The organism is Litorimonas haliclonae, assembly GCF_965138505.1.
Lineage (GTDB): Bacteria > Pseudomonadota > Alphaproteobacteria > Caulobacterales > Maricaulaceae > Litorimonas > Litorimonas haliclonae.
On the sequence record NZ_CBCSCO010000001.1, the window covers coordinates 564,919 to 589,022 of the forward strand.

Below are 24,104 nucleotides of genomic sequence, written 5' to 3' on the forward strand. Positions count from 1 at the left end.
ATGCGCTCTTTTTTACATTCATTGTTGGGTCTGTTTCTGGCGGCAACAATACTTTTTCCCGTCACCGCTGAAGCGAGTGTTAAAATTAAAGACATTGTTGATGTTGAAGGCGTTAGGAGCAATGATCTGGTAGGATATGGCCTCGTCATAGGTCTGGACGGCACCGGAGATACCATCCGAAATTCCCCTTATACGGAAGAAGCCCTCTCAAATATCTTGGAGCGCCTCGGCGTAAATATTCAGGGCAGTGATTTCCGTCCGAATAACGTCGCAGCCGTTTTAGTTACGGCATCTCTGCCCCCTTTTGGTCGGCTGGGATCTAAAATCGATATTAACGTCTCATCTATCGGTGATGCCAAGAGCCTGGCAGGTGGAATGCTCGTTATGACGCCCCTTAATGCGGCGGACGGCGAAGTTTACGCGCTCGCTCAAGGCAGCGTTCTAATCAGCGGCTTCCAAGCCGAAGGGGAAAGCGCCTCTATCACCGAAGGCGTCCCGACATCCGGTACCATCCCTAATGGCGCCCGTATAGAACGGGAAATCAATTTCGATTTCGGTAAGATGAAGAGCATCCGCTTAGCTTTGCGTTCACCTGACTTCACGACGGCCGAGCGTCTGGAATCCAAAATTAATACGAGCTTGGGCGGGAAATACGCGCTCCTTCTCGACTCCGGCACGGTCGAACTGGATTTATCTCAGGTTGGCGTTTCACCGGCTCGGTTAATGGGCCGAATTGAAAATTTAACGTTACAGCCGGCACAGAAAGCGCGTGTCGTGGTGGATAAACGTTCCGGCACAATCGTGCTTGGCCAAGACGTAAAAGTCTCCTCAGTCGCGATTGCGCAGGGCAATTTGTCAATTACAATTTCGGAAACCCCTGTCGCTTCGCAGCCCAACCCATTTGGATTTGGAGATACTATTGTTTTGCCCCGCACAGATATTTCTGTTCGTGACGGCGAACCAGGAAATATTGCAATTCTCGAAGATAACGTTACTTTGCCTGACCTGGTGGCCGGACTCAACGCCCTCGGCGTTTCCCCTCGGGAGATGATTGATATCCTAAAGACCATTAAAACGGCCGGCGCCTTGCACGCCGAACTTGTTCTACAATAGGAACAAGTCTTTTGAACTTTTCACAATTGTTAAAATAAGAAGTCGGAACTGAAACCCAGATTCTTAAGCGGAGTCGTCTTCGACAGGCGCTCTCACCAGAACGATTTTCTCGGATCTTTCTAGACTGGTTACAAAGCTCATGAAGCCGTTTATGGCTTTATCAGACTCTGTATCCGTTAAGTCCGGCAGTTCCTCAATTTCTTCTTTCATCCGCTCCGCCATACGCTGCGAGATATTTGCAAAAAGAAATTCGACGCATTCAGCAGATTCAGTTTCGCCGGCTTTCAGGGCCAACAGTAAATCTTCTTTGGGATAATCCTTAAAAATAATCTGGATGGCCGTTGTCGGAAGTCGAACTGGCAGGTCTTCAAAAGTAAGCATACTTTTACGTATTGCCTTGGCCCGTTCTTTATCAGCTGCTTCAAGGTCATCCATCAATTTGTCCCGCTTACTCTTGGACACCATGGATAAGAGTTCGGCCGTATAAATGATGGCCGCATCATTCGTCGATTCAACCACGACATCCAGACACTTCTTACGGATCAGTTTTTCAATAGCGCGCTGCGCAAAAGGTGCGACGACCCGGTCTTCGGACAATATCTTTACATAAGTCACGGACATATCATCAGAAACTGTTGATAAAATTTCTCCCGCAAGGCCTGTCGGTAATTTGGAAATAATAAAGGCTGAGATTTCGTTCTTCTGTGCCAAGAGGAATTCAATAATTTGCTCGACAGGTTTGGCCGACAGAGCGCCCCAAACATCACTCTCCATTCCGCTTGAAACAGGGGCTGCGGACGTCACGGTCAATCGTTTCAGCCTGTCCGTATCCAAAACCTTTTCAGCCATCTCCATGGCGCGTTCGGGCCCCGCCATCATCGTATTTTTTCGCCCATTCATTTTTACGACGAAATCCGCCACAACGGCAAGCATATCAGAACGGGGAACTTCGTGGAGTTGCTTAAGAGCTTCGACAAATTTGCGCAGATGCGCGTCAGAGAGTTTCTCAGCAATCGGGGCGGCAAATTCCGGCCCCATAGAAACCAGAATTATAGCAGCTCTCTGCGGTAGGCTTAAATGATCAATCTGCGGGGGGCGAGCATTGTTTCGCCCTGCTCCTCTTGCATGATCAGATCCCGAATTGTAATCACGGGCCGATACTGCATCACCGTTCAACATCAAGCGACTCCATATCCTCTAAGCAGGGCTTCAGTAATCTTAAGCCACCCATCCGCCATCACAAAAAAGGCGAGTTTGAACGGCAGAGAAACCACAGCTGGCGGAACCATCATCATCCCCATCGCCATCAAAATAGAGGCGACCAAGAGGTCAATAATGAGAAATGGCATAAAGATAACAAACCCGATCTGAAAGGCCTGCTTTATCTCGGAGAGCATAAATGAAGTCACAAGGAGCGGAAGGGGAGGCTCGCTTGATAAGTCGTAGTTACGCTCTGGCATGGTGGCGGCCAAACGCTCTATCGTATCCGCTTCGACCCTCGCCTCCATAAAGCTTCGAAACGGGGTGAGCGTCCGATCAATAGCCTGCTGCTCGGTAATCATGCCGTCCATATAGGGCGACAATCCTTCATCCCAAGAGGTCGTAAATACGGGTTCCATAACAAAGAAAGTCAGGAACATGGCTAGCCCCATAATCATCATATTTGGCGGCGACTGCTGCAAGCCAAGCGCTTGCCGTAAAAAGGAAAACACTATGACCATAAACGGCAGGCAGGTAATCATCATCGCCAGACCTGGAGCCAGGCTCAACACAGTCACAATCAGGAAGAGTTGGATAACCCGGGCATCTAATCCGACGGCTCCGTCCTGACCTTCCGCATTATTATCTAAAAGTTCCCCAATAGAATCTGCAATGTCAGGAGGTGATTGAGGGGTCGGGGTTTGACCGGCAGCAATGGCAGGCACAATGACAAGCAAAGCCAGAGCCACCAACAGAGCCAGAATTCTGCGAGGCGTGAAGTAGGGTTGTAATCTAGCAGAGATCACGATTGACGTCAGGACAGCATATCTTCGGAGATATCGACTATCTCCGTAATTTTCAGACCGATTTCGCCGGTCGCCACATCTGTTTCGATCAATTCCCCTCTCGCAATAACGCGGTTGTCAATACAGACATCAACAGGGTCATTGATGGACTTATCCATTTCTAAAACCGAATCTTTTTTCAGCTTGAGCAATTCTGCGATCGTAGGCCGGGCCGTTCCAATAACAACCTGCACCGTAACCGGCAGGGCGTAAATAGAGCGCTTATAGGTCGCCCCCGCCTGGTCATCACGGCGTTCGGCCATAGGGATTTCAGCTTCGCCTTTATCTTTCGGAGCTTGATTTTTGTCTGTCATGAGGCGTCCTGCAATGATTGACTATATTCAGAGCTGGGTAATTCCTCTCCCAGCGCTTCGTCCTTATTTTTTCTATGGGTCAGCTCCTGATCCTGGCTCACCCCTAAGAGAGTAAGACAGGTCTGCGCGGTTTTAATGGGATCTATTTCAGATGTGGAACTTCCCCAAGAGAAGTGAACCGCGCTGATATCTAAATCCGCGTTTTCAACGACAGAGATGGATTTCTCAAAAGATTTCAGCAAAAAGCTTTTTCCAATATCATTTTCTGGATGAACCGAAACGAGGAGTTCGGAAGCCGCATGGGATTTAGCCGCTTCAGTTAGAACATTTTCTATTTCCTGCCGTAAGATTTGCTGGGCCAAATCGGGCAAAAGCGCATGCAAACATTGTTTCACAACCTCCCCATGGCTGGTTTCAACATCTTGTTTCAATTGTCCAATAGAGGACTTCAAGGCCTGCAAAGCGTCTTCCATCACTCGAATGGTTTGCTCATACATTTGAGCGGCTTCAGCTTTTCCTGCGTCGAAGCCCGCTTTATAGTCCGCCTGCTGGGAGGCTCTGCTGCGTCCTGATGTAAGACCTTCTCCGCCGGGATGAAATAAAGCCATATCCGGAAAAACCGCGGAACTCTCTTCAGTCGCGGGACCCGCGTCAGCCTGTCGCCTCACAATAGACTGAGCGGCAAAATGCGCAGCCATTAACTCGCCTCCGATGTATCAGCGCTTAACCAGTTTGCCAAAAGGCTTGCTGCGTCGTCAATCTGCTCGTTTGCTTTATTATTGAGCATATCAATAGGGTCAGACGACGTGGGCCCTTCAATCCCTAAAGGCGCTGCATTTGCGGCAATCAAACCTTGGCTCTGATCAGTTTGTCCATCCGGCAAGCCCGGCGCGTCGCCTTTTAGCGACATTGGGAGCAAGCCAGGAACAGCCTCTCCTGATGAATTAGGATCCCGTGTCAAAAGAGGTTTTACAACAAACAAGCCCAGAATGAGAGCAACTACACCGAGAATAAGTGACTGCACCGTGCTCCAGAGATATTGATCTTTAAATTGCGCCCATAGGCCCGGTCTCTCGATCAGGTCTGTTTCCACAGGGCGGTTAAAGGCAAGGGACTTAATTGTAAGAACATCGCCCCGCTCCTCATTGAGGCCTGACGCCGCCGCAACAAGATCTGTCAACACTGACATTTCCTCGGCTGAGCGAGGTTCTTGTGTGACCGTGCCGTCTTCGGCGACGACTTGTTCATCGCTGACTAGAACCGCAACAGTCATACGCTTAATGGCGCCGGGGGTGATTTCACGGTTTCTAAGAATTTCCGACACCTCATAAGTGACTGTTTCACTGATTTCATTGGTTTCAGATTGATTGTTACCGCCCGCGCCTGCGCCTTCAGGGAGGTTACTGGCAACCGTTACCGCTCCGCTTGTCCCATTACTCGAATTAGACACCTCAGAAGTCGTCTGCGATTTAAGCACGCGGCCTTCAGGGTCAAAACTGCGCTCAGTAAGGCTTTCCCGCGTATGGTCGATATCCAAAGAGACATTCACGCGGGCATTCCCAGCGCCGACACGGGCCTCAAGCAGGGATAAAAGATTCGATTTTAATTTCGCCGCGCGTTCAATCTCTCCGTTCCCGGCCATTTCGGATTGATCGTTCAGACCAGGGCCGGAGATCAACCCTCTGACCGTATCAATGACGGCAACGTCATCTGGGTTCAGGCCCACAATTGACAAAGCGGTTAAATACTGGATGGCCTTGGACTGTTCACTATTCAGCCCGCTAGATGTTGAGACTGTCACAGAGGCCGTTGTCGCCTTTGGCCCTTTTCGAAACCCAGTGGCTTTTTGCGTTCCAAGATGCACTCGAGCGGCGCGGATGTTCTGCATGGACAGGATAGTTCGGGTTAGCTCCCCTTCCTTGGCCCGCCAATAGGTCGCGTCAAACATCTCAGACGACATGGCGAAACTGTTCATCGTGTCAAATAATTCATAGCCGACAATAGATTGTTTCGGCAGACCTTCTCTGGCCAGTTCTAGGCGTAATGAATCACGGCGGGAGCTTTCAGTGTAGATCGCATTTCCTCTGACATCATATTTCGCATTCAGATTATCGAGCTTGGCGATCACGTCTCCGGCGGTCGCCGAATCAAGACCCGAGTAAAGTAAATCCATTTTTGGTTTGAGGGTCACAGACATCAACGTAAAAATGAGAGCCAGTGTCGCTAACACGCTCCCAATAGAAATAATCTGCTTTTGTAACGGTAGCCCCCGCCACACATTTATGATGTTCATCCTGTTGCCTTGGGAAAAATCCTGTTTACCAATTCGGCGCATCTCATGCTTTTTCAGATATTAACGAATATAATTAACAGACAGTTTACTTCTGTGTGTTTTTTAAGAGAAACCTTAACGGTGCATGTAGGAAACAAGCGAGTGGCTGAGACTAAAAACAAGCAGGAAGTGGCAGAAAATGCTGAATCGGCCAATGCTGATTCCATTCCGGCTGCGGACGCTAAGAAAAAAGGCGGGCTCGTCGGCGTCGTTCTAACTCCTCTGATTCTTGCCGCTGTGTCTTTTGGAACTGTTTTCCTGCTCCCAGCCGCTGAAACGAGTGCGCCGTCCAGCGCTCATGGCGCTGAGGCCTCTGAAAGCACCGATCTACACGACTTCATGCCGACCAATCTAGAAATCGTTGAAATGGACGAATTTGTGGTCTCCATCCGCGATGATAAGAATATTTTACGGATGAGCCTCGCTCTGGAAGTTCCAAAGCAGTTTTACGAAGAGGTTAATCCAAACGAATTACGCCTCCGGGATGCCTTTATGGGATATCTGAGAGCTGTAGAAGTCGCTGAATTGCAAGATCCGGCATTCCTCCCCCAATTACGGGCTCAACTCCTCCGCCGGTCCAGACTTGTTCTAGGGCAGGAGAAGGTCGCAGGCGTTTTGATAACTGACTTTCTGATAAGATAATGGAATTTATGTCTCAGATACCTCTCAATATGGCCTTGGTCCAAGACGTCATACTTCTCTTTGTTTCCGGTCTCGCCTGCGTCTACTGCATATTGCTCAATCGCCGCCTCAAAGGGTTAAACAACCTCAAAAGCGGAGTTGGCGCGTCAATCGTTTCACTGACAGAAGCCATTCATAATACCAATAATGCGGCTCAAAAAGCTCAGGCGTCCACCGTTGAATCGGTTAAGATGTTAAGAGGCCTTATTGAAAAGGCCGAGACGCTTTCCACTCAGTTGGAAGCCGTTACTATCGACGCCGAACGCCGCTTAAAACCCGCTCGTTCCCTCGATGCGGCCTTGGAAGAAAAGATTACAACCACTCTTCCAAATAGCGTCATGAAAGCCCAGACGACAGCGTCTAACTTGCTAAAAGTAGTAACCGACATCGAACGTTATAGAGACGACCTGATTGGAAAGCCCTCCTCCAATGTGGTTTCTATTGACGCTCCAAGGCTCGCAGCGGAAACAGAACAGAATAAAGTTCAGCAAGTTGATCTGGTTCATAAACAAGCACAGCCCAATAATGACGCCGATACCGTCGTCCCTGACACTCCGCTTTCCCCCATTCAAACGTCCGCCGATACCCAATCAGAGATGCTGACACCGGAAATGGCGAAAAACTCTATGCAGGAGCTTTTCGATGAGATGGAAGATTTGGCTGAAAAAGCCGGCATCAAAAAATCCGGTCTATTGTCCCGGCTTAAACAAGCTCGCGCATGACCAAAAAGGTTCTCCCTATAATCGCCGTAAGTTTCGGAGTGATTTTCCTGATCCAGGCTGGCAACCTGTCTTTGGCGTCTGCGGATGTTAAAACAGATATTGCTAAACCGAAATCAACAACTTCCGACACGCAGATATCCGCTGAGGAAGGTAATATTGAGAGTGAGTCCGTCTGTCTCACAGGGGCCGTGGCTGAAACGCTGATGAATGAGCGCAGCGCTTTAAATAGCCGGCAAATTGAAATAGCTAAGCGTGAAACAGCTCTCAAAGCGCTTGAAACGAAAGTCCAGAAAGATGTCGATAGTCTGGAAGTGACGCAGAAAACCATTCAAAATCAAATTGATAAAATGGAAAAGGTGGCAGAAGACGATATTTTGCATCTGGTCGAAATGTATAAAACCATGAAGCCTAAAAAGGCGGCGGAAATATTCGATAGTATGGATCCAGGGTTTGCCGCAGGATTTTTGCGCCAGATGGATAGCACTCAAGCCGGGCTTATTATGTCGGAAATGAGCGCTCGAAAATCCTATCAAATCAGCCTGATTATAGCCAATCGCGGCGCGGATTGGCGTCAATAATCCTAACGCGGCATGCCTAAGACAAAACCGCTGCCTCAGGCAGCTGTTGCGATATTGTCTCGACCGCGAAGTCTTTTGCTAAATTGAGCGTATCGATCCTTGAAATCGACCATTTTCGTCAAATCCACAGAGTTTAGAAACTCAATCCGCTGGCGTTTATATTGAATATAGCCGGAGCGCTCTAGCTCACTCATAACTTTGCTGACGGTCACATTTGTCAGCCCCAGTGAGTCAGCAATCTCATATTGTGTAAGAGGAAGAAATAAGCTTTGGCTCTCTTCTTGTGTCTTCACATCGACCTTACTTTTGAGAAGCAGCAGGAAATAAACAATCTTATGCTTCGCATCCATTCGGCTCATAGAACAAATACGTTCCTGCATTATGACGTCCTGAAGGCCGACGATTAAAAGAAAATGTTCCATTAAACTAGGCGATTCACGCATAATTTTAACAAAGTCGTCCCTCTGGACGGATACTAAAGTCGAGGCAGATAGAGCCTTAAGAGTGCTTGGCGTTTCTTTACTACTGAGAAACTCCAATCCAACCAGATCATTAGGAGTGTAAAAGTTTAAGAGTTGCCGCCCCCCATTGGCCAACACATTTAATGACGTCAGCCAACCCTGCTGAACAATATGTACATAGTTGACAGAGTCGCCCGCATTATAAACAATCTCGCCTTCCATAAAGCTGTTCTGCCGCATATCAATACTGTCAATATACTCTTTGGAAGCGTCGCTTAGAACACTCTTCGATTCTAAAACATGTTTCCCAAAGCCATTAAGCACAAAATTCTCCTGTTATTATAAGAGTTAAACCCTTTTAAAGAGAACTTCGTTCCAATCTGACTGTTAAAGTTTATCACTCTAACGGGATTGTGAACTTGAAAATTAAAGTCGAGCTAGGCACGAGAACCTGTCACGATTTTAAAAGTGATGTGTCGAGCTATGAAATAGCGCGAAAGGAATAATAGAATGATTGAGGTTAATACCACGCCCTTTGATGGACAAAAACCTGGCACGTCGGGTTTAAGGAAGAAAGTCAGCGTTTTTCAGCAGCCCAATTATCTTGAAAACTTCGTTCAATCTATTTTTGACTCTGTTCCCGAACTTAGAGGCGGAACCCTAATTGTTGGCGGTGATGGCCGATTTTATAATGACGTCGCAATACAGATAATCCTACGCATAGCTTCGGCCAATGGGGTCGCCCAAACAATTGTCGGGCAGAACGGACTTTTCTCTACCCCGGCTGTCTCAAATTTGATCCGCCTGAATGAGGCCGCTGGTGGGATAGTGCTCTCGGCCAGCCATAATCCGGGAGGGCCAGAAGGTGATTTTGGTATCAAATTTAACGGCGATAATGGCGGGCCCGCGCCGGAATCCGTCACCGACGCAATATTCGAGCGTACCCGACACATCGACCAATACAAAATCGTCAAAGAGAGCGACATTAATCTGTCAGATATTGGGGAAACACATTTAGGAGAAATGACCGTTAAAATCATAGACCCTGTCGCAGACTATCTGACGATGATGGAAGATATATTTGATTTTGACGCCATTAAAAACCTCTTGGGGGGCAAGCAAATTTGCTTTGACGCTATGCACGCCGTCACTGGGCCTTACGCCACTGCCATTTTCTGTGAGCGGCTTGGCCTGCCGGAAGGCAGCGTTATAAACGGCACACCTCAACCGGACTTTGGGGGCGGACACCCGGATCCCAATCCGGTCTATGCCAAAGAGCTTTTTGACACCATGTTTTCAGAAAACGCGCCGTTTTTCGGGGCCGCCTCTGACGGGGATGGTGACCGAAATATTGTGCTTGGCCCCAATATTTATATTTCCCCCTCAGACAGCATCGCCGTACTGGCCGCAAATGCGACGGATGTGCCGGGATATGAAAATGGTATTCCCGGCGTCGCACGTTCCATGCCCACCAGCCGCGCCGTCGATATCGTCGCCAAGGATTTAGGCATCGAGCATTTCGAGACTCCCACAGGATGGAAGTTCTTCGGCAATCTGTTGGATGCAGGCCGAATTGCGCTTTGCGGAGAAGAAAGCGCCGGAGCCAGTTCCGATCACATTCGCGAAAAGGATGGCCTTTGGGCTATACTTATGTGGCTCAATATTTTGGCATCTCGCCATCAATCCGTCGGAGATGTGATTTCTGATCACTGGCTCACCTATGGTCGGCATTACTACTCGCGTCATGACTATGAAGGGGTTGAAAAGGCGAAGGCAGATGCCGTCATGTTGGGCCTATCCGAAAAGCTGGAAAGCCTTGTTGGAAAAACATTTAAAGAAGAAACCGTCTCAAAAGCGGATAATTTTTCTTATCATGATCCGGTGGATGGCTCGGTCTCGCACAATCAAGGCCTTCGGGTCGAGTTTGAAAGTGGGAGCCGCTTTGTCATTCGGCTATCCGGGACCGGCACTGTTGGGGCTACGCTCAGGCTCTATCTTGAAAAATATGAGCCTAAAGACGGCGACTTGAAACAGGATGTGCAAACCGCGCTGCGGCCCATCGCCGAGATTGCCGAGGAGATTGCGAAGATCAAATCAACGGTGAACAGAGATGAGCCCTCACTAATTTCTTAAGCGATTTTCCAGAACAATTTGGTTTCAGATGACGGCCGTTTTTAAATCTGCGCTTTCATCTGCAATCGCTTTTTTATCTAAGGTTTTCCCTTTTCCCAAAATCATTCGGCCCAGCATAAATTCTCGAGGCGAGTTCACCGCATCGACAGCGAGAAGCTTAGCGCCGTTAAAATAAAAGGCAGCAAATTCCCGGGAGTTTTTGATATCGCCGCGAATGATGAGGTCGTCATAGCCATCTGACAGACCGGCAATTTGCAATTTCAAATCAAACTGGTCCGACCAAAACCAAGGCAGGCTGTTATAAGGTTTAGGTTGGCCGTTTATGTGCGCGGCCACAATTTTTGCTTGTTCTGTCGCATTTGGAACGGATTCGAGTCGGACGTGACGTTCATAAATTGGATTAAAATGCCAAGTCACATCTCCTGCCGCGTAAATATCAAGATCAGATGTCTGGCAAAACGCATTGACTTCGACGCCATTGCCAACCGTTAGTCCTGACATTTCAGCAAGTTCCATATTCGGTATCACGCCAATGCCGATAATTACCATGTCAGCGTCAAAATTCTGCTGACAAGAGGTAGACACATTCAACCTGCCATTTGATTTTGAAATCGCCGACGCGACTACGCCTTCCAGAATATTGACGCCCTCTTCTTGATGCACCCGTTTATAGAAACGGGATAGCTCTGGCGCGGTCACGCGCTGAAGAATACGCGGCATAGCTTCGAGGATAGTCACCTCCATGCCTTGTTTCTTTAGAGAGGCTCCTGTTTCAAGACCGATATAGCCTCCGCCAATTATAACCGCGCGTCGTCCCGGAGCGACTTGAGATTTGATTGCCAAGACATCTTTTGTATCCCGAAGATAATAGACCCCTTTTATATCCTCACCAGGAACGGGTAAATTTCTGACCCGAGCGCCCGTTGCCAAAACAAGTTTGTCATAAGGGTAAATATCGCCATCATCTGTTAGAACGGATTTCTTTTCACGGTCAATGGCCCCAACCCTGACGCCGAGTTTTAAGTCGATATTAGCTTCCTCATAAATCTCAGCAGGGCGGATAAGAATGTCGCTCATCGTTTTGTCGCCAGATAAAAAGGCTTTCGAAAGAGGCGGACGGTGATAGGGTAAATCATCTTCGTCGCCTATAACGGTAATGGAACCGTCCCAGCCGCCTTGACGCAAGGAAACACACAGTTGAGCCGCCGCATGGCTGGCCCCGATAATAATACATTTTTCGGTCATGAATTAGGCTTTGTTCATTCTATTCTCGATGAGGTCATCAACGACTTCCGGGTCAGCAAGGGTTGAAGTATCGCCTAAATTATCAAATTGATCCCCTGCTATTTTGCGTAGGATACGGCGCATAATTTTACCTGACCGCGTTTTGGGAAGGCCCGGCGCAAAATGAATAAGGTCCGGCGCGGCAATCGGACCGATTTCAGAGCGAACATGTTTTACCAGCTCTTTTCGCAAGGCCTTATCCGGCTCTATTCCAGATGTGCAAGTCACATAGGCATAGATGCCCTGCCCCTTAATATTATGCGGATACCCAACGACAGCCGCTTCGGCCACGGCCGCGTGAGAGACGAGCGCGCTCTCCACTTCAGCGGTTCCCATTCGGTGGCCGGAGACATTAATTACGTCATCCACCCGGCCCGTTATCCAGTAAAATCCGTCCGCGTCCCGTTTGCATCCATCGCCTGTAAAATAGCTCCCGGGATAGGCCGAGAAATAGGTGTCGATAAAGCGCTGATGGTCTCCGTAAACCGTCCGCATTTGGCCCGGCCAGCTTTGTTTGATAATTAGGTTTCCTTCGGCTTCACCTTCCAACTCCTGACCGTTCGCATCAACGAGAGCGGGCTCAATTCCAAAATAGGGCAATGTCGCGGACCCTGGCTTCATCGGCGTCGTTCCCGGAAGCGGGACAATCATCGCGCCGCCCGTTTCAGTTTGCCACCACGTATCGACGATGGGACAGCGCCCCTCGCCCACTACGTGAAAATACCACTCCCAGGCTTCAGGATTAATCGGCTCGCCCACCGTGCCCAGAACCCTGAGAGAGCTGCGATCTGTGGCTTTCACCGGGCCATCGCCTTCGCGCATCAGCGCGCGGATAGCCGTCGGCGCGGTATAAAAGAGCGAGACTTTATGCTTGTCGCAAACTTGCCAGAAACGGGACGCATCCGGATAGGTCGGCACGCCCTCAAACATCACTGTCGTCGCGCCGTTGGCAAGCGGCCCGTAGATTATATAAGTGTGCCCCGTCACCCAGCCGACATCCGCCGTGCACCAATAGACATCGTCTTCTTTTAAATCGAAAACATATTCATGTGTCATGGCCGCCCAGACGAGATAGCCGCCCGTCGTATGGAGCACGCCCTTCGGCTTACCTGTCGATCCAGACGTGTAGAGAATAAAAAGCGGATCTTCGGCATTCATCGGCTCCGGCGGGCAGTCGTCGGAAACGTTTTTCACCGCTTCATGCAGCCAGACATCGCGGCCATTGTCCCAGTTCACGTCACCGTCCGTCCGTCGGACACATAAAACCTTAGAGACAGGTTTGCCAGCTTTGGCGGCAATCTCGCACGCCGCGTCGCAATTGGCTTTCAGCGGAATGGACTTAGAGCCTCTCACACCCTCGTCAGCGGTGACGACAACCGTACTGTCACAATCGGTTATGCGTCCGGCTAAAGCCTCAGGAGAGAAGCCGCCAAATACGACTGAATGCACCGCGCCGATACGGGCGCAAGCGAGCATGGCGAACCCAGCTTCGGGGATCATTGGCATAAAAAGCGTCACCCGATCGCCTTTTTTCACGCCTAGATCTTTCAGCACATTGGCAAGACGGCAGACCTCTAAGTGAACTTCTTTAAAATTAAAAGTTTTGCTGTCGGACGGCTCATCGCCTTCCCATATAATGGCTGGCTTATCGCCGCGCGTTTTCAAATGCCGGTCAAGACAGTTGGACGTGACGTTCAGCACACCGTCCTCATACCATTTTATGGACAGATTAGCTTTGTCCCAATTGACGCTTTTGACCTTTGTATAAGGCTTCATCCAGTCCAAACGCTGTCCCATTTCGCCCCAAAAGCTTTCAGGGTCAGCAATCGACGCGGCATACATAGACCCGTATTGCTCCGGCCCTATATTGGCTTTTCGACTAAAATCAGTTGGAACGGGATAGGTCTTAACGTCGTCACTCATAAACTTTGTCCTTCACGGTGCCGGGAATACGGATGTCATCTACGAGGGTTTGGATAGCAAGCGGCGGCGGCGCTGTCACGAGGGAGACAATCACGCTGACAGCCAAAGACACCCACATAAAGGCAAATCCAATGCCTTCAGGCGAAATGCCGAACCACCATGCAGCCTCCGTTCCGCCCATGAACTTGAAATAACTAATATAAGACACAGTTGAAATCAGACCCGTCAACATCGCTGCAATCGCGCCTTCACGATTCATGCGTTTCCAGAAAATCCCCAAAAAGATGATTGGAAAGAGCGAAGCGGCCGCAATTCCAAAGGCAAAGGCGACCACCTGCGCCACGAAGGGCAGGCTCGACGCAAAAGCCCCGATCAATCCCGCCGCTACAACTGCGGCAGCCGCCGCGAGTCTAGCTGCGAGCATTTCCTGTTTCTCGGTCATATCGGGCGTGAAGGTCCGCTTCAAAAGATCATGCGACACGGCAGAGCTGATGACCATTAACAGCCCCGCAGCGGTGGAGAGAGCGGCGGCCAGCCCTCCGGCCACCACCAAACCAATCACCCATCCCGGCAACTGCGCAATTTGCGGATTTGCCAAGACGAAAATATCGCGGTTCGGGTCTACTTCATTATCAAGGCCGTCCGGTGCATTCGGCCCGCGATACTGCATAATACCGTCTTGGTTTTTATCTTCAAAAGATAAGAGCCCCGTTTTCTCCCAGTCCTTATACCACGCCGGAACAGGCTTACCGCCCTCGGATTTAATCTCTGCCGCCCGCGCCTCATAGTCCTCGCCGTCCTCAATATAGGTCGCTTCATTCACTGTCTCGACAAAATTCATTCGCGCAAAAGCTCCGACAGCCGGAGCCGTTGTGTAGAGCAAAGCAATGAAGACGAGTGCCCACCCAGCAGATTTTCGTGCCGCCTTTGCGGAGTTGACCGTAAAAAACCGTATAATCACATGCGGAAGACCAGCTGTGCCAAACATAAGCGCCGCCGTGATACAAAAGACATCAATCTTGGATTTATTTGTCGAGGTATATTCAATAAAGCCCAGATCCGTCAGAACAGTATTTAGCTTGTCCAACATGGACACATCTGTTCCCACAGCATTTCCGATGAAGCCTAATTGCGGAACGACGCTTCCAGTGATGATAAGCGAAATAAAAATCGCCGGTACGGTATAGGCGAATATCATCACAACATATTGCGCGACTTGCGTATAGGTGATGCCCTTCATGCCGCCCCAAACGGCATAGACGAACACAATCGCGGATCCGATAAAGATACCGAGATTAAAATCGACGCCGAGGAAGCCGGAGAACGCCACACCGACGCCTTTCATCTGCCCGGCGATATAAGTAAAGCTTACCATGAGCGCGCAGATAACCGCAATGACGCGGGCTAGTTTCGAGTAATACCGATCGCCAACGAAATCGGGCACGGTGAACTTGCCGAACTCCCGCAAATAGGGCGCAAGCAAGAGCGCCAACAGGACATAGCCGCCTGTCCACCCCATTAAATAAACTGAGCCGCCATAGCCGAGAAAAGCAATTAATCCGGCCATAGACAAGAAGCTCGCCGCGCTCATCCAGTCCGCGCCCGTGGCCATGCCATTCAGGGCAGGGTGAACGTCATGTCCGGCCACATAAAACTCATCGGTGGAGCCAGCCCGAGCCCACACCGCAATGCCAATGTAAATCCCGAAGGTCAGGATGACGAAGAAATAGGTCCAGAGGGTCTGATCCATGATCTTAGCCCTTTATCCCGTATTTACGTTCGAGACGCGTCATCTGAATACAATAAATAATGATCAAAAGAACGAAGATATAAATCGATCCGTTCTGCGCCATCCAAAACCCCAATGGCGCGCCCCCAATAGAGAAGTTATCAAGCGCTTCGCGGAACAAAATCCCGGCCCCGAAGGACACTAGAAACCAAACGAGAAGCAGGGAAACGGTGAGCTGCTTTGTTGCCCGCCAATAAAGTGCGCGGTTCTTAATCTGATCATCCGTCATATCTTTTCCCCTCTATATTGGAGAGTGTAGCAATCGTGGACGAGATGGCTATGAAGAAATTATGAGATTAACACTGTCTTATCCCCAAAGCATGCGCAATTGGACAGACTGATTGCGCGGTCAAGATGAGGCGATTTCGACTAGTTCGACTAATAAAATCCGGGGGCGTAAATGCGGCACTGTCACAGTTGCCCACAAGTTCAGCGAGACGCTCCACACACCAATCCGAAACATGCATGTAGCGGCAATCACAAACCAATCGACTCCGGATAGAAGGGTAATTCAGGAAAGAACAGAACCATCAAATTTAAGGAAACTAGGAATTTGATACGACAAACCAGTTACGGAAGTCTTTAATGAAAGTCGCGACTTGGAAATAGTTTATTGGCTTGTTGGCGTGGATGACGTGCCCCTCCGCCGCTATTGTAATATCCACTAATGTTCCTCCGTTCTCCTTTGGAGCGGGCCAGCGGATTTGTTGGCTTTCTCTCTCCCGCGCGCACGCTTTCTTTGGCCGGAACGGGTCTGCGGGCTTCATCGGCATTATCATGAGTCGGGTTAATGTTCCCTCCGGCGCTGTTTGCGTCCCCTAAGGTATCAAGGAGGTAAGAGAGGTCTGTGATTTGATCGGCAACCACATGACAAACAATTCCCTCTCGTTGTAATTTCCCCCGTATTTTGAGCAGTCGCCCTGCCATGACCGCTTTGCGGCACTGCTCAAACATATTGGGCCAAACCACAATGTTCGAAACACCTGTGCCGTCTTCTAATGTTAAAAAGATTACCCCGCTGGCCGTACCGGGCCGTTGGCGAGTAATTACCAAGCCAGCAACCTCTACCCGCTTCCCATCCTCTGTATTGCGTAATTCATTGGATGGAAGGGTTGAACCAATATCCTCTTTCAACAAATTAACTGGATGTTCCCTCAAGGTCAGGCGTGTTCCAATATAGTCTTCAAAGACTTGTTCGCGCAATTCCATCGTGGGTAAGTTAGCTTGTAAATCCGGCAACCCTTCCCCTAAGCTCTCGAATAAAGGCAAAGGCTTCTCGCCGCCTAATCCTTTTACTGACCAGAGAGCGTCCCGCCGGTTTATGCCATATTCTGCAAAAGCGTCTGCTTGGGCAAGCCGTGAAAGCGCCGTTCGGTCCAGCCCGGCCTTTCTCCACACAGCCTCAATAGACCGGTACCCATTTCCCCGCGCGGCAGAAAGCCAATGGCCGTCCTCTTCGCGAAATCCTTTTATTTGCCGAAAGCCCAAGCGCACAGCAAGCTGGCCATTACCGGCAGGTTCCAGAATATTATCCCAATAGCTGTGCTCGACACAAATGGGCCGCACAGGCACGCCGTGCTCTTGCGCGTCTCGAACAATTTGCGCAGGGGCATAAAACCCCATAGGCTGGGAGTTTAGCAGGGCGCAACAAAACACCTCTGGATGATGACACTTTAGCCAGCTGGAGACATACACCAAAAGGGCAAAACTGGCGGCATGGCTTTCAGGAAATCCATATCCTGAGAATCCTTCCAGTTGACGAAACACCGCACAGGCAAAGTCCTCGTCATAGCCGTTTTCAATGCACCCAATTATAAATCGGTCCTTGAACTTCTGGATCGTGCCCGGGCCCCTCGCTGTGCCAAGCGCGCGCCGTAACTGGTCAGCCTCAGACGGGGTAAACCCCGCCGCAACAGACGCAATTTGCATAGCTTGTTCCTGAAATAGCGGAATGCCCAAAGTTTTTCCCAAGACAGGTTTTAAAGCGGCGGAAGGATAGATAACCTCCTCCTCTCCGCGCCGGCGTTTTATATAAGGATGCACCATATCCCCTTGAATGGGGCCAGGCCGGATAACCGCCACTTCAATAACGAGGTCATAAAATGTGCGAGGGCGCATTCTTGGCAAAAAGTTCATTTGCGCGCGGGACTCCACCTGGAACACGCCCAATGAGTCTGCGACACACAGCATATCATAAACCTTGGGGTCTTCTTGCGGAATAGTCGCAAGCGCGTAATTCTCCCCCTTCCAATCTCCGAGCAAATGCAAGGCTTTTCGGATGCAAGTCAGCATGCCCAAGGCCAAAACATCTATTTTCAGCATACCAATTTTATCAATATCGTCCTTGTCCCATTCAATAATTGTGCGGTCTTCCATCGCAGCGTTTTCAACAGGGCACATTTCGTCGAGCCGTCCTGCTGTGACAACAAAGCCTCCGACATGCTGGGACAAATGGCGCGGAAAACCAATAATCTCATGCGTAAGCTCTATCGTCTGCCGCAGACGTGAATTGGCAGAATCGAGACCCGCCGCTTTGACGCGATCATCTCCAACGCCCCGGCTATTTGTGCCCCAAACTTGAGAAGAAAGCGCCGCGACTGCGTCTTCTGACAGCCCCATTGCCTTTCCTACCTCGCGAATGGCGGCGCGGCTGCGAAAATGAATAACGGTCGAACAAATACCCGCCCGGTGGCGCCCGTATTTTTGATAGATATGTTGAATAACTTCTTCACGTCGCTCATGCTCGAAATCAACATCTATATCCGGTGGTTCCCCGCGCACTTCAGAAATGAAACGTTCAAAGACCATTGAGATCGTTTCCGGCGAAGCTTCGGTAATTCCCAACGCATAACACACTACAGAATTGGCCGCGCTCCCTCGCCCCTGACAGAGAATGCTCTTGGATCGCGCAAAAGCAACAATATCATAAACTGTCAGAAAGTAGCGAGCATAGTTTAATTCCGCTATGAGCTTAAGTTCCTTTTCGACCATCGCCCGTATGCGCAGAGCGACGCCGTCGGGGTATCTCCAGACAAGCCCTTCCTCGGTTAAGCGGCGCAAACGTGTGTCTGCGTCTTCTCCATCAGTCACTTCATCCGGATATTCATATTTCAGCTCATCTAATGAAAACCCACACCGCGAGACGATGAGTTGGGTGTTAGCGAGAGCTTCCGGATAGTCCCGAAATAATCGCCGCATTTCAAATTCTGACTTTAAGCGCGCTTCCGCATTGGGTTGCGCGAGCCGCCCAAGTTGATCAATTTTGACTTTCTCGCGAATACAGGACAGCACATCAGCCAACCGCCTGCGCCGCCCTATATGCATGATAACGTTTCCCATAACGACCAAAGGGATATTCATATCTCTGGCAAGGTCCGCCCGGGCCGCAAACCGGGTTTGGTCATCTCCATCGTAAAAGGGAGTCATGCCTAAAAAAACGTCCTCCCCAAAGGCCGCTTTCATGACCTCTGCATGCTCGGTTTTTCGAATTAAAACGAAAAGGTTTTCTCCGCCCCATTCTAACACATCGGAAATGTCCAGATTACATTCCCCTTTCGCGGCGCGCCGTTTTCCCAATGTTAGTAAGCGACACAAATTTCCATAGCCTTTGCGGGTTTTGGAATAGGCGACAATTTCCGCTCCGTCACGCAATATCAAACGCACCGCGACGACATAGGTCAGACCCACTTCTTGCGCAGCCGCATGTCCGCGTACAATTCCCGCAAAGGTATTTGTATCTGCAATTGCAATAGCGGACAGACCAAGCTCGCTCGCACGAATAATTAATTCCTCCGCATGTGAGGCTCCCTTCAGAAATGTGAAATTAGAGATACAATTCAGCTCGGCATAACTCATGGGAACCGACCTGCAAAATACCAGACCGGTTCGTCTGAACCCGGATAAGTCAACAACCAGAAACGGGGGCCGCTCTCTGTTTGAACCTGCCAGTAATCTCGCACCGCTCCCCCGCCCTCCTGCCACCATTCACTCGAAAGCCGTTCGGGACCTTTGGCTTTATAGGTTGAGTAGACAGACTTCCGCCACTGAAACCGCTTTGGTGGACGGCCTGGCTCTAAAATCACTAACCTTTCAGGTTGGTTGAAAAGTCTTATTGGGCGCTCTCTCGGGGCAGCGTGCCAAATAACAACTTCCCGGCGGTCAATCGCCTCCACTTGAACAAACTCACGTTCCGGCAAATGACTTTGAACGGGCATAAACTGGCGGACCCGATCAAATCCCAACCGGTTACCCAAAGTCGAAATAACTCGGGAAGTGTCATCTTCGGCTTGCTTGTGTTGATCGAGACTGATTTGAAAAGGCTGAATGGGTTCAATATGCGCGGCTTTAAGCCGGAACCAGTCTGCTCCGAACTCTATTTTTAATTCCTCTAATGGACGTTCAAATTGCTGCATAATCGCTGCTTGCTCATAGCTCGGCCGCGCAAAACCAATTTGAAGCGTATGGTCTCCTGTATCTACACAACGCACCGTCAAATAGTAACGCCGCGCACCTTTGGCATCCGCCTCAAGTCGCTTACAGACGGATGCCGTCAGACGTTCTAAAACGTGCTTTAAATCATCTTTAAACCCGATAGGGTCGGGGAGGGTCATACGCGCGGCATAAAGAGTATCGGCAGACTTCGGTGAAACAGGGTCGGGAGCATATCCCAAAGCGGTTGATAACGATTTTGTCAGGCTCAATCCAAATCGTCTCGATAGCTCTGCAGATTTTATATCCGAAAGCTGACCAATTGTTTTTAGACCCGTCCGACGTAAATCGGAGCTTAATTTTGGCTCTAGACGGAGCCCTTCCAAAGGAACGTGGGAGAGAGCTTCTTTGGTTTGCCCCGCTCTTGCTATCTGAATATCTGTTGAGCAGTACCGCGCTAAGGCCCACGCAGCAGTTTTGGTGTCCGCGATCCCGATATTTGACGTTATCTGCATATCACTGAGCCGGGTTTGGGCAAATTCTCCCATTTCCTTTTCCCCGCCAAACAAATGAGCGCATCCTGTAATATCTAAAAACAAGCCGTCCGGCGGGTCAGGTGAGACCCAAGGGGAGAGCGTATCGGCCCATCGCCAAAGCGCCCGCAACAAAGCGTCTTCGCGCGTTCTATCAGAGGGTTCCGTTAATAAGGTTGGGCAAATCGCCCGGGCATCGGGTAAAGACAACCCAGGGGTTAGGCCCGCCTGTTTTCCCGTCTCATTTAAATGGGTAATTCGCCATGCATTCTTTATTTCTGATATGATCGCAAATGGCGCCTCCAGACGCGGATCCTGTTTGCGAATTCGCAAGTCAAGCGGCAGTTGCGGCAGCCAGATGTATAACACCCGTCTCATATGCCCCTCCCCTTTTTAAAGGATTACTCCACTGCACACGCCACGCCCCGAGTTCACCTTTCCTGTTTTTAGTAAGAGACCAGACCCATATATTTGGTCCTGCTTTGGAGGGCTCGCAATGCCAGCGTGTTTCGCAAGCAGAAGTCTGAACGCGACCACTCGCTAAAACCAGACCTATTCCGCCGCCTTCTTCCGAGGCGATTTGCAAACGGCGGGACTCTCGTAAATTCGGCCCGCTTGAAATCTCGATTACAACGCATTGCGTGCCGGAGGCACGTAAACTTTGCTCTGCTGCCCAGAGCACTTCTTTACGACTAATGCATTCAATCAAGATCAACCGGGCGGGATCGATGAAGTTCTGTAAACCCGTTGGTGAGAGCGAGTTGATTTCTCGGGACCGACCGATCCATATGATTTGGCCCCGCAAGCGAGACGCCGCCAAAACGGCAAACATATCGGCGCTCCCCCCGGTCACCTCATGAACACGTCCTTTTTCCAGAGCAATAGGCCCCGCCAAGCAAAGCTCTTCTCGAACGCGCAAGCGGATAGATGCAAACGTCCCTATGTCAGGACGGTTTATAAGATGAGTGACAGACATTATGTTCCTATTTTGTTCTAAACGCTCGCAGAGAGTCAAGAGCTAAGGAATTTAGTCCTAATTTTCCATGTGGACAGTTTATTCGCCTTACAAGAACAATTTCAGAAATGCGCCCTATTCGGTCAAATGCCTCACCATCACTATTCCTTTAGCTTGCTTCTAAATACGAATATTGAAGCCATCCGGCCAAGATCGCACCGCCGGTTATTCTTTCACAAATTAACAAGCCAGACCCAAAATTAAGTCCGCCAAACTGATGTCGGTTTGTGTCAGCTTCAATCTTCCCGCGAATCCCTTAAGAAGCGGCGAGCAGGATTTTGGCCTCTCACGCTTTTGACATTTGAAACCCTCCTGCTGTTCTCCACTTTTTAAGTTTAACGAAATAGGTGCATGAAGGACCACACTGTAGGTTTGACCAGTTCTAATCGGAAGGGACTGTGAGCAAGTTGAATTTCATGTTATTGCAAAGATCCGTTGCCTCTTTGTGATGAGCAAGTCCTTAGGAAAAGGGGATGAATTGTTCGAGCACTGAACATTAAACCCGAAGTGGGAATTGGGCGCGTCAAGCACTTGCCTCCACCGTAAAAGAACTCTCTTACAAAGACTCCATAAGAAATGTTTTTCCAACCCAGTCTGTGTCATCCGCGGCGCGGGCTAGAACGTCGGCTACGTCGCCTCGTGCGGCCTTTCCCTTTGGATCCACATCGTCTCCGAAACGAATGTCATTCGTGCCATCGTCCTCAGTCAAACTAACTGGACGGACGATGACGAAATCCAGACCAGAGGCCTTCAGATACTCATCAGCCTCGTGCTTTGCTTGAAGATAATGTGCGAGCTCGCTGTCCGGATCTGGATTGCCGGCGCCGACGCTGCTAAGCATCACGAACCGCGAGACATCTGCCTTAGTAGCAAGATCAATCAACCGTTTTGCACCATCGCGATCCACTTTATCGGTCATCTCAGGACCAGTTGAACCACCCGAGCCCGCAGCAAAAATAACTGCGTCGCATCCGTCACAAACCCCGTCCTGAAGATCAGTGAGATCGCCTTGACGAAGTTTGACATCAGCGCCGAGAGCAGAGGTGTCCGAAGACTGGCGTACTAACGCTATAGGGGTATGGCCATTAGCCTTCAGTTTTTTGACTAAGCGTAGCCCGGTATTTCCGGTTGCACCAGCGACAAGGATTTTCATGGTAGACTCCATTTTCAATTTATCTTGGGTTTTGCACGACTCAGCCCATCAGAGACGGGCCGCATAGTTTTGAGGTCAAGGCTAACATTCTCGGCAACCTTGCGGACTTCGATCAACCGCGCAGACACCTGTCAGCAAGCGGTTTATAGTAGGTCGAGCAGTTTGCGCGCGGCTTCCTCGGATGAGGCAGGATTTTGCCCCGTTACGAGCTTTCCATCCACGACCACGAACGAGGCCCAATCATCGCCTTTAGAGTAATCTCCGCCTTTGCTAATAAGCATATCTTCGACAAGAAAAGGCACAACATCCGTTAGGCCGACACCTTCTTCCTCGGTATTCGTGAACCCAGTCACGCGCTTGCCGGACACAAGCGGTTTACCGTCCTTACCCTTGGGATGCTTAAACACCGCCGGCGCATGACAAACAGCGCCGATAGGACGGTCTGCAGCTGCGAAGGCTTCTAGAAGTGCTGTACTATCTAGGTCTTCGGCCAAATCCCACAGCGGACCGTGTCCTCCGGGGTAGAATATGGCGTCAAATTCATCAGCCTTTATAGTCGAGAGAACATCAGTATTGGCCAGCGCCTTCTGCGCAGCTTCATCGGCTTTAAAACGCTTGGTTGCGTCGGTCTGGGCATCATCGGTATCACTTGACGGATCAAGAGGTGGCTGCCCGCCCTTTGGTGAGGCCAACGTGATCTGCGCGCCCGCATCAGCAAATACGTAGTACGGCGCTGCAAATTCCTCCAGCCAGAAACCAGTTTTTTTGCCTGTGTCACCGAGCTTATCATGTGACGTTAAAATCATCAGAATCTTCATTGAATTTTCCTTATTCAGGTGCGGACTTAGCTGTTTAGCCGGACAACCCCGCTTGCCGAACGCTCCGCAGCGAAACACATTAACGAAAGCGGCTAGCGCTTGTTCCAATCTGAGTAACTTTTTCCACCATTATTAAGACGTCTTCTCAGACTGCCAATTGAGGTCTCTGATTTTCATATAGCGCTCGGCGGCTTCACGGAACGTTACGCTCTCCGTCGAGGTGGAGGCTCTGGCTGGAGGGTGCCCCTCCGCTACGGCTGCGCGGCATGCGGCCGCTTTCTCTCTGGCTTGCGCCAGGGTGAGAGTATCAAAGCCGCCCAAGCCATAATCACGCCGCCGGTCGTTCTCTCGATAATTAAACACCCAGCTTTTAGAGCCAGACGGGCGAATACGCAGCTGCAGGCCTCCGCCGTCACTATGTCGACCGGGCGTCGTAAGGGCCTTCGCCCGACAGGCGGTCAATGTGTTAAGAGTCCCAGCCATCAGTCTCGGCCTACCACTCGGCCTACCAAATCTGCGTCAAGCTGTGTCATCCTCAGTGTATTCAATACGCAGAAAACGCAGGTTTAATGGGGAAAGGATGTCCACCCCTGACTTTACCTAACCTGTTGTGAATTTCCAATTGGTGCGGCTGAGAAGACTCGAACTTCCACCCGTGTTACCGGACAGCGACCTCAACGCTGCGCGTCTACCAATTCCGCCACAGCCGCACATCGAGGAAAGCGCCGTATAGCGGCGCTTTATTGAAAAGAAAAGCCTTATCGACAGGCAATTTCAGATTT

21 protein-coding genes and 1 tRNA gene are annotated in these 24,104 nt (G+C 50.1%); 5 read left to right on the forward strand and 17 right to left on the reverse strand.

Features of this window, described 5'->3' with window-relative positions; all coding sequences use genetic code 11:
- Positions 1-1,113: a flagellar basal body P-ring protein FlgI gene (locus ACNA05_RS02510; protein ID WP_415809802.1), complete on the forward strand. Its 1,113-nt coding sequence runs from the start codon at positions 1-3 to the stop codon at positions 1,111-1,113.
- A 63-nt stretch (positions 1,114-1,176) separates the two neighbouring features.
- Here the strand turns inward: ACNA05_RS02510 and ACNA05_RS02515 are convergent, their stop codons facing one another.
- From ACNA05_RS02515 to fliF, 5 genes are read right to left on the reverse strand one after another with little or no spacing between them, the layout of a single operon-like run.
- The gene (locus ACNA05_RS02515) at positions 1,177-2,292 is read right to left on the reverse strand and encodes a FliG C-terminal domain-containing protein (protein WP_415809803.1); all 1,116 of its coding nucleotides are present in this window, start codon (positions 2,290-2,292) and stop codon (positions 1,177-1,179) included.
- Entirely contained in the window at positions 2,292-3,116 is an 825-nt protein-coding gene (gene fliP, locus ACNA05_RS02520; protein ID WP_415810106.1) for a flagellar type III secretion system pore protein FliP, read from the reverse strand. The genes ACNA05_RS02515 and fliP overlap by 1 nt, the downstream gene beginning before the upstream one ends.
- A gap of 11 nt (positions 3,117-3,127) precedes the next feature.
- Entirely contained in the window at positions 3,128-3,472 is a 345-nt protein-coding gene (locus tag ACNA05_RS02525) for a FliM/FliN family flagellar motor switch protein (protein ID WP_415809804.1), read from the reverse strand.
- A complete protein-coding gene (locus ACNA05_RS02530) occupies positions 3,469-4,170 on the reverse strand; it encodes a FliH/SctL family protein (RefSeq protein WP_415809805.1) in 702 nt (233 codons plus the stop codon). The genes ACNA05_RS02525 and ACNA05_RS02530 overlap by 4 nt, the downstream gene beginning before the upstream one ends.
- Positions 4,170-5,765, reverse strand: coding sequence for a flagellar basal-body MS-ring/collar protein FliF (gene fliF / locus ACNA05_RS02535; protein ID WP_415809806.1), 1,596 nt, complete (start codon positions 5,763-5,765; stop codon positions 4,170-4,172). The genes ACNA05_RS02530 and fliF overlap by 1 nt, the downstream gene beginning before the upstream one ends.
- A gap of 141 nt (positions 5,766-5,906) precedes the next feature.
- On the opposite strand from fliF, the gene ACNA05_RS02540 reads away from it, so the two are divergent.
- From ACNA05_RS02540 to ACNA05_RS02550, 3 genes are read left to right on the forward strand one after another with little or no spacing between them, the layout of a single operon-like run.
- A complete protein-coding gene (locus tag ACNA05_RS02540) occupies positions 5,907-6,446 on the forward strand; it encodes a flagellar basal body-associated FliL family protein (protein ID WP_415809807.1) in 540 nt (179 codons plus the stop codon).
- Between the two features lie 8 nt (positions 6,447-6,454).
- Positions 6,455-7,207, forward strand: a complete 753-nt coding sequence (locus tag ACNA05_RS02545; protein WP_415809808.1) for a hypothetical protein — start codon at positions 6,455-6,457, stop codon at positions 7,205-7,207.
- Positions 7,204-7,785, forward strand: a complete 582-nt coding sequence (locus tag ACNA05_RS02550; RefSeq protein WP_415809809.1) for a MotE family protein — start codon at positions 7,204-7,206, stop codon at positions 7,783-7,785. The genes ACNA05_RS02545 and ACNA05_RS02550 overlap by 4 nt, the downstream gene beginning before the upstream one ends.
- A gap of 35 nt (positions 7,786-7,820) precedes the next feature.
- Here ACNA05_RS02550 and ACNA05_RS02555 read toward each other — a convergent pair whose 3' ends face one another.
- Positions 7,821-8,570 carry a Crp/Fnr family transcriptional regulator gene (locus ACNA05_RS02555; RefSeq protein ID WP_415809810.1) on the reverse strand — a complete coding sequence of 250 codons (750 nt, stop codon included), beginning with the start codon at positions 8,568-8,570 and terminating at the stop codon, positions 7,821-7,823.
- 186 nt (positions 8,571-8,756) lie between these two features.
- Between ACNA05_RS02555 and ACNA05_RS02560 the strand changes: the two genes are divergently transcribed.
- Positions 8,757-10,379 (forward strand): alpha-D-glucose phosphate-specific phosphoglucomutase, encoded by a 1,623-nt coding sequence (locus ACNA05_RS02560; RefSeq protein ID WP_415809811.1) that lies wholly within the window; start codon positions 8,757-8,759, stop codon positions 10,377-10,379.
- A gap of 24 nt (positions 10,380-10,403) precedes the next feature.
- Here ACNA05_RS02560 and ACNA05_RS02565 read toward each other — a convergent pair whose 3' ends face one another.
- The 11 genes from ACNA05_RS02565 to ACNA05_RS02615 all read right to left on the reverse strand — a co-directional run bounded on the left by ACNA05_RS02565 (position 10,404) and on the right by ACNA05_RS02615 (position 24,032).
- Positions 10,404-11,624, reverse strand: a complete 1,221-nt coding sequence (locus ACNA05_RS02565) for an NAD(P)/FAD-dependent oxidoreductase (RefSeq protein ID WP_415809812.1) — start codon at positions 11,622-11,624, stop codon at positions 10,404-10,406.
- Positions 11,625-11,627: 3 nt separating this feature from the next.
- A complete protein-coding gene (gene acs, locus ACNA05_RS02570; protein WP_415809813.1) occupies positions 11,628-13,586 on the reverse strand; it encodes an acetate--CoA ligase in 1,959 nt (652 codons plus the stop codon).
- Positions 13,579-15,336 carry a sodium:solute symporter family protein gene (locus ACNA05_RS02575; RefSeq protein WP_415809814.1) on the reverse strand — a complete coding sequence of 586 codons (1,758 nt, stop codon included), beginning with the start codon at positions 15,334-15,336 and terminating at the stop codon, positions 13,579-13,581. The genes acs and ACNA05_RS02575 overlap by 8 nt, the downstream gene beginning before the upstream one ends.
- A gap of 4 nt (positions 15,337-15,340) precedes the next feature.
- Positions 15,341-15,604, reverse strand: a complete 264-nt coding sequence (locus tag ACNA05_RS02580; RefSeq protein WP_415809815.1) for a DUF4212 domain-containing protein — start codon at positions 15,602-15,604, stop codon at positions 15,341-15,343.
- Between the two features lie 353 nt (positions 15,605-15,957).
- Complete coding sequence (locus ACNA05_RS02585) at positions 15,958-19,230, reverse strand: error-prone DNA polymerase (protein ID WP_415809816.1); 3,273 nt, start codon at positions 19,228-19,230, stop codon at positions 15,958-15,960.
- Positions 19,227-20,714, reverse strand: coding sequence for a Y-family DNA polymerase (locus ACNA05_RS02590; RefSeq protein ID WP_415809817.1), 1,488 nt, complete (start codon positions 20,712-20,714; stop codon positions 19,227-19,229). Before ACNA05_RS02590 ends, ACNA05_RS02585 begins: the two co-directional genes overlap by 4 nt.
- The gene (locus ACNA05_RS02595; RefSeq protein ID WP_415809818.1) at positions 20,671-21,312 is read right to left on the reverse strand and encodes an ImuA family protein; all 642 of its coding nucleotides are present in this window, start codon (positions 21,310-21,312) and stop codon (positions 20,671-20,673) included. Before ACNA05_RS02595 ends, ACNA05_RS02590 begins: the two co-directional genes overlap by 44 nt.
- Positions 21,313-21,907: 595 nt before the next feature.
- Positions 21,908-22,504, reverse strand: a complete 597-nt coding sequence (locus ACNA05_RS02600) for an SDR family oxidoreductase (RefSeq protein ID WP_415809819.1) — start codon at positions 22,502-22,504, stop codon at positions 21,908-21,910.
- A gap of 143 nt (positions 22,505-22,647) precedes the next feature.
- Positions 22,648-23,322, reverse strand: a complete 675-nt coding sequence (locus ACNA05_RS02605) for a type 1 glutamine amidotransferase domain-containing protein (protein ID WP_415809820.1) — start codon at positions 23,320-23,322, stop codon at positions 22,648-22,650.
- Between the two features lie 132 nt (positions 23,323-23,454).
- Positions 23,455-23,805, reverse strand: coding sequence for an integrase arm-type DNA-binding domain-containing protein (locus ACNA05_RS02610; protein ID WP_415809821.1), 351 nt, complete (start codon positions 23,803-23,805; stop codon positions 23,455-23,457).
- A 140-nt stretch (positions 23,806-23,945) separates the two neighbouring features.
- A tRNA-Leu gene (locus ACNA05_RS02615) sits at positions 23,946-24,032 on the reverse strand.
- Between the last annotated feature and the right edge of the window lie 72 nt (positions 24,033-24,104).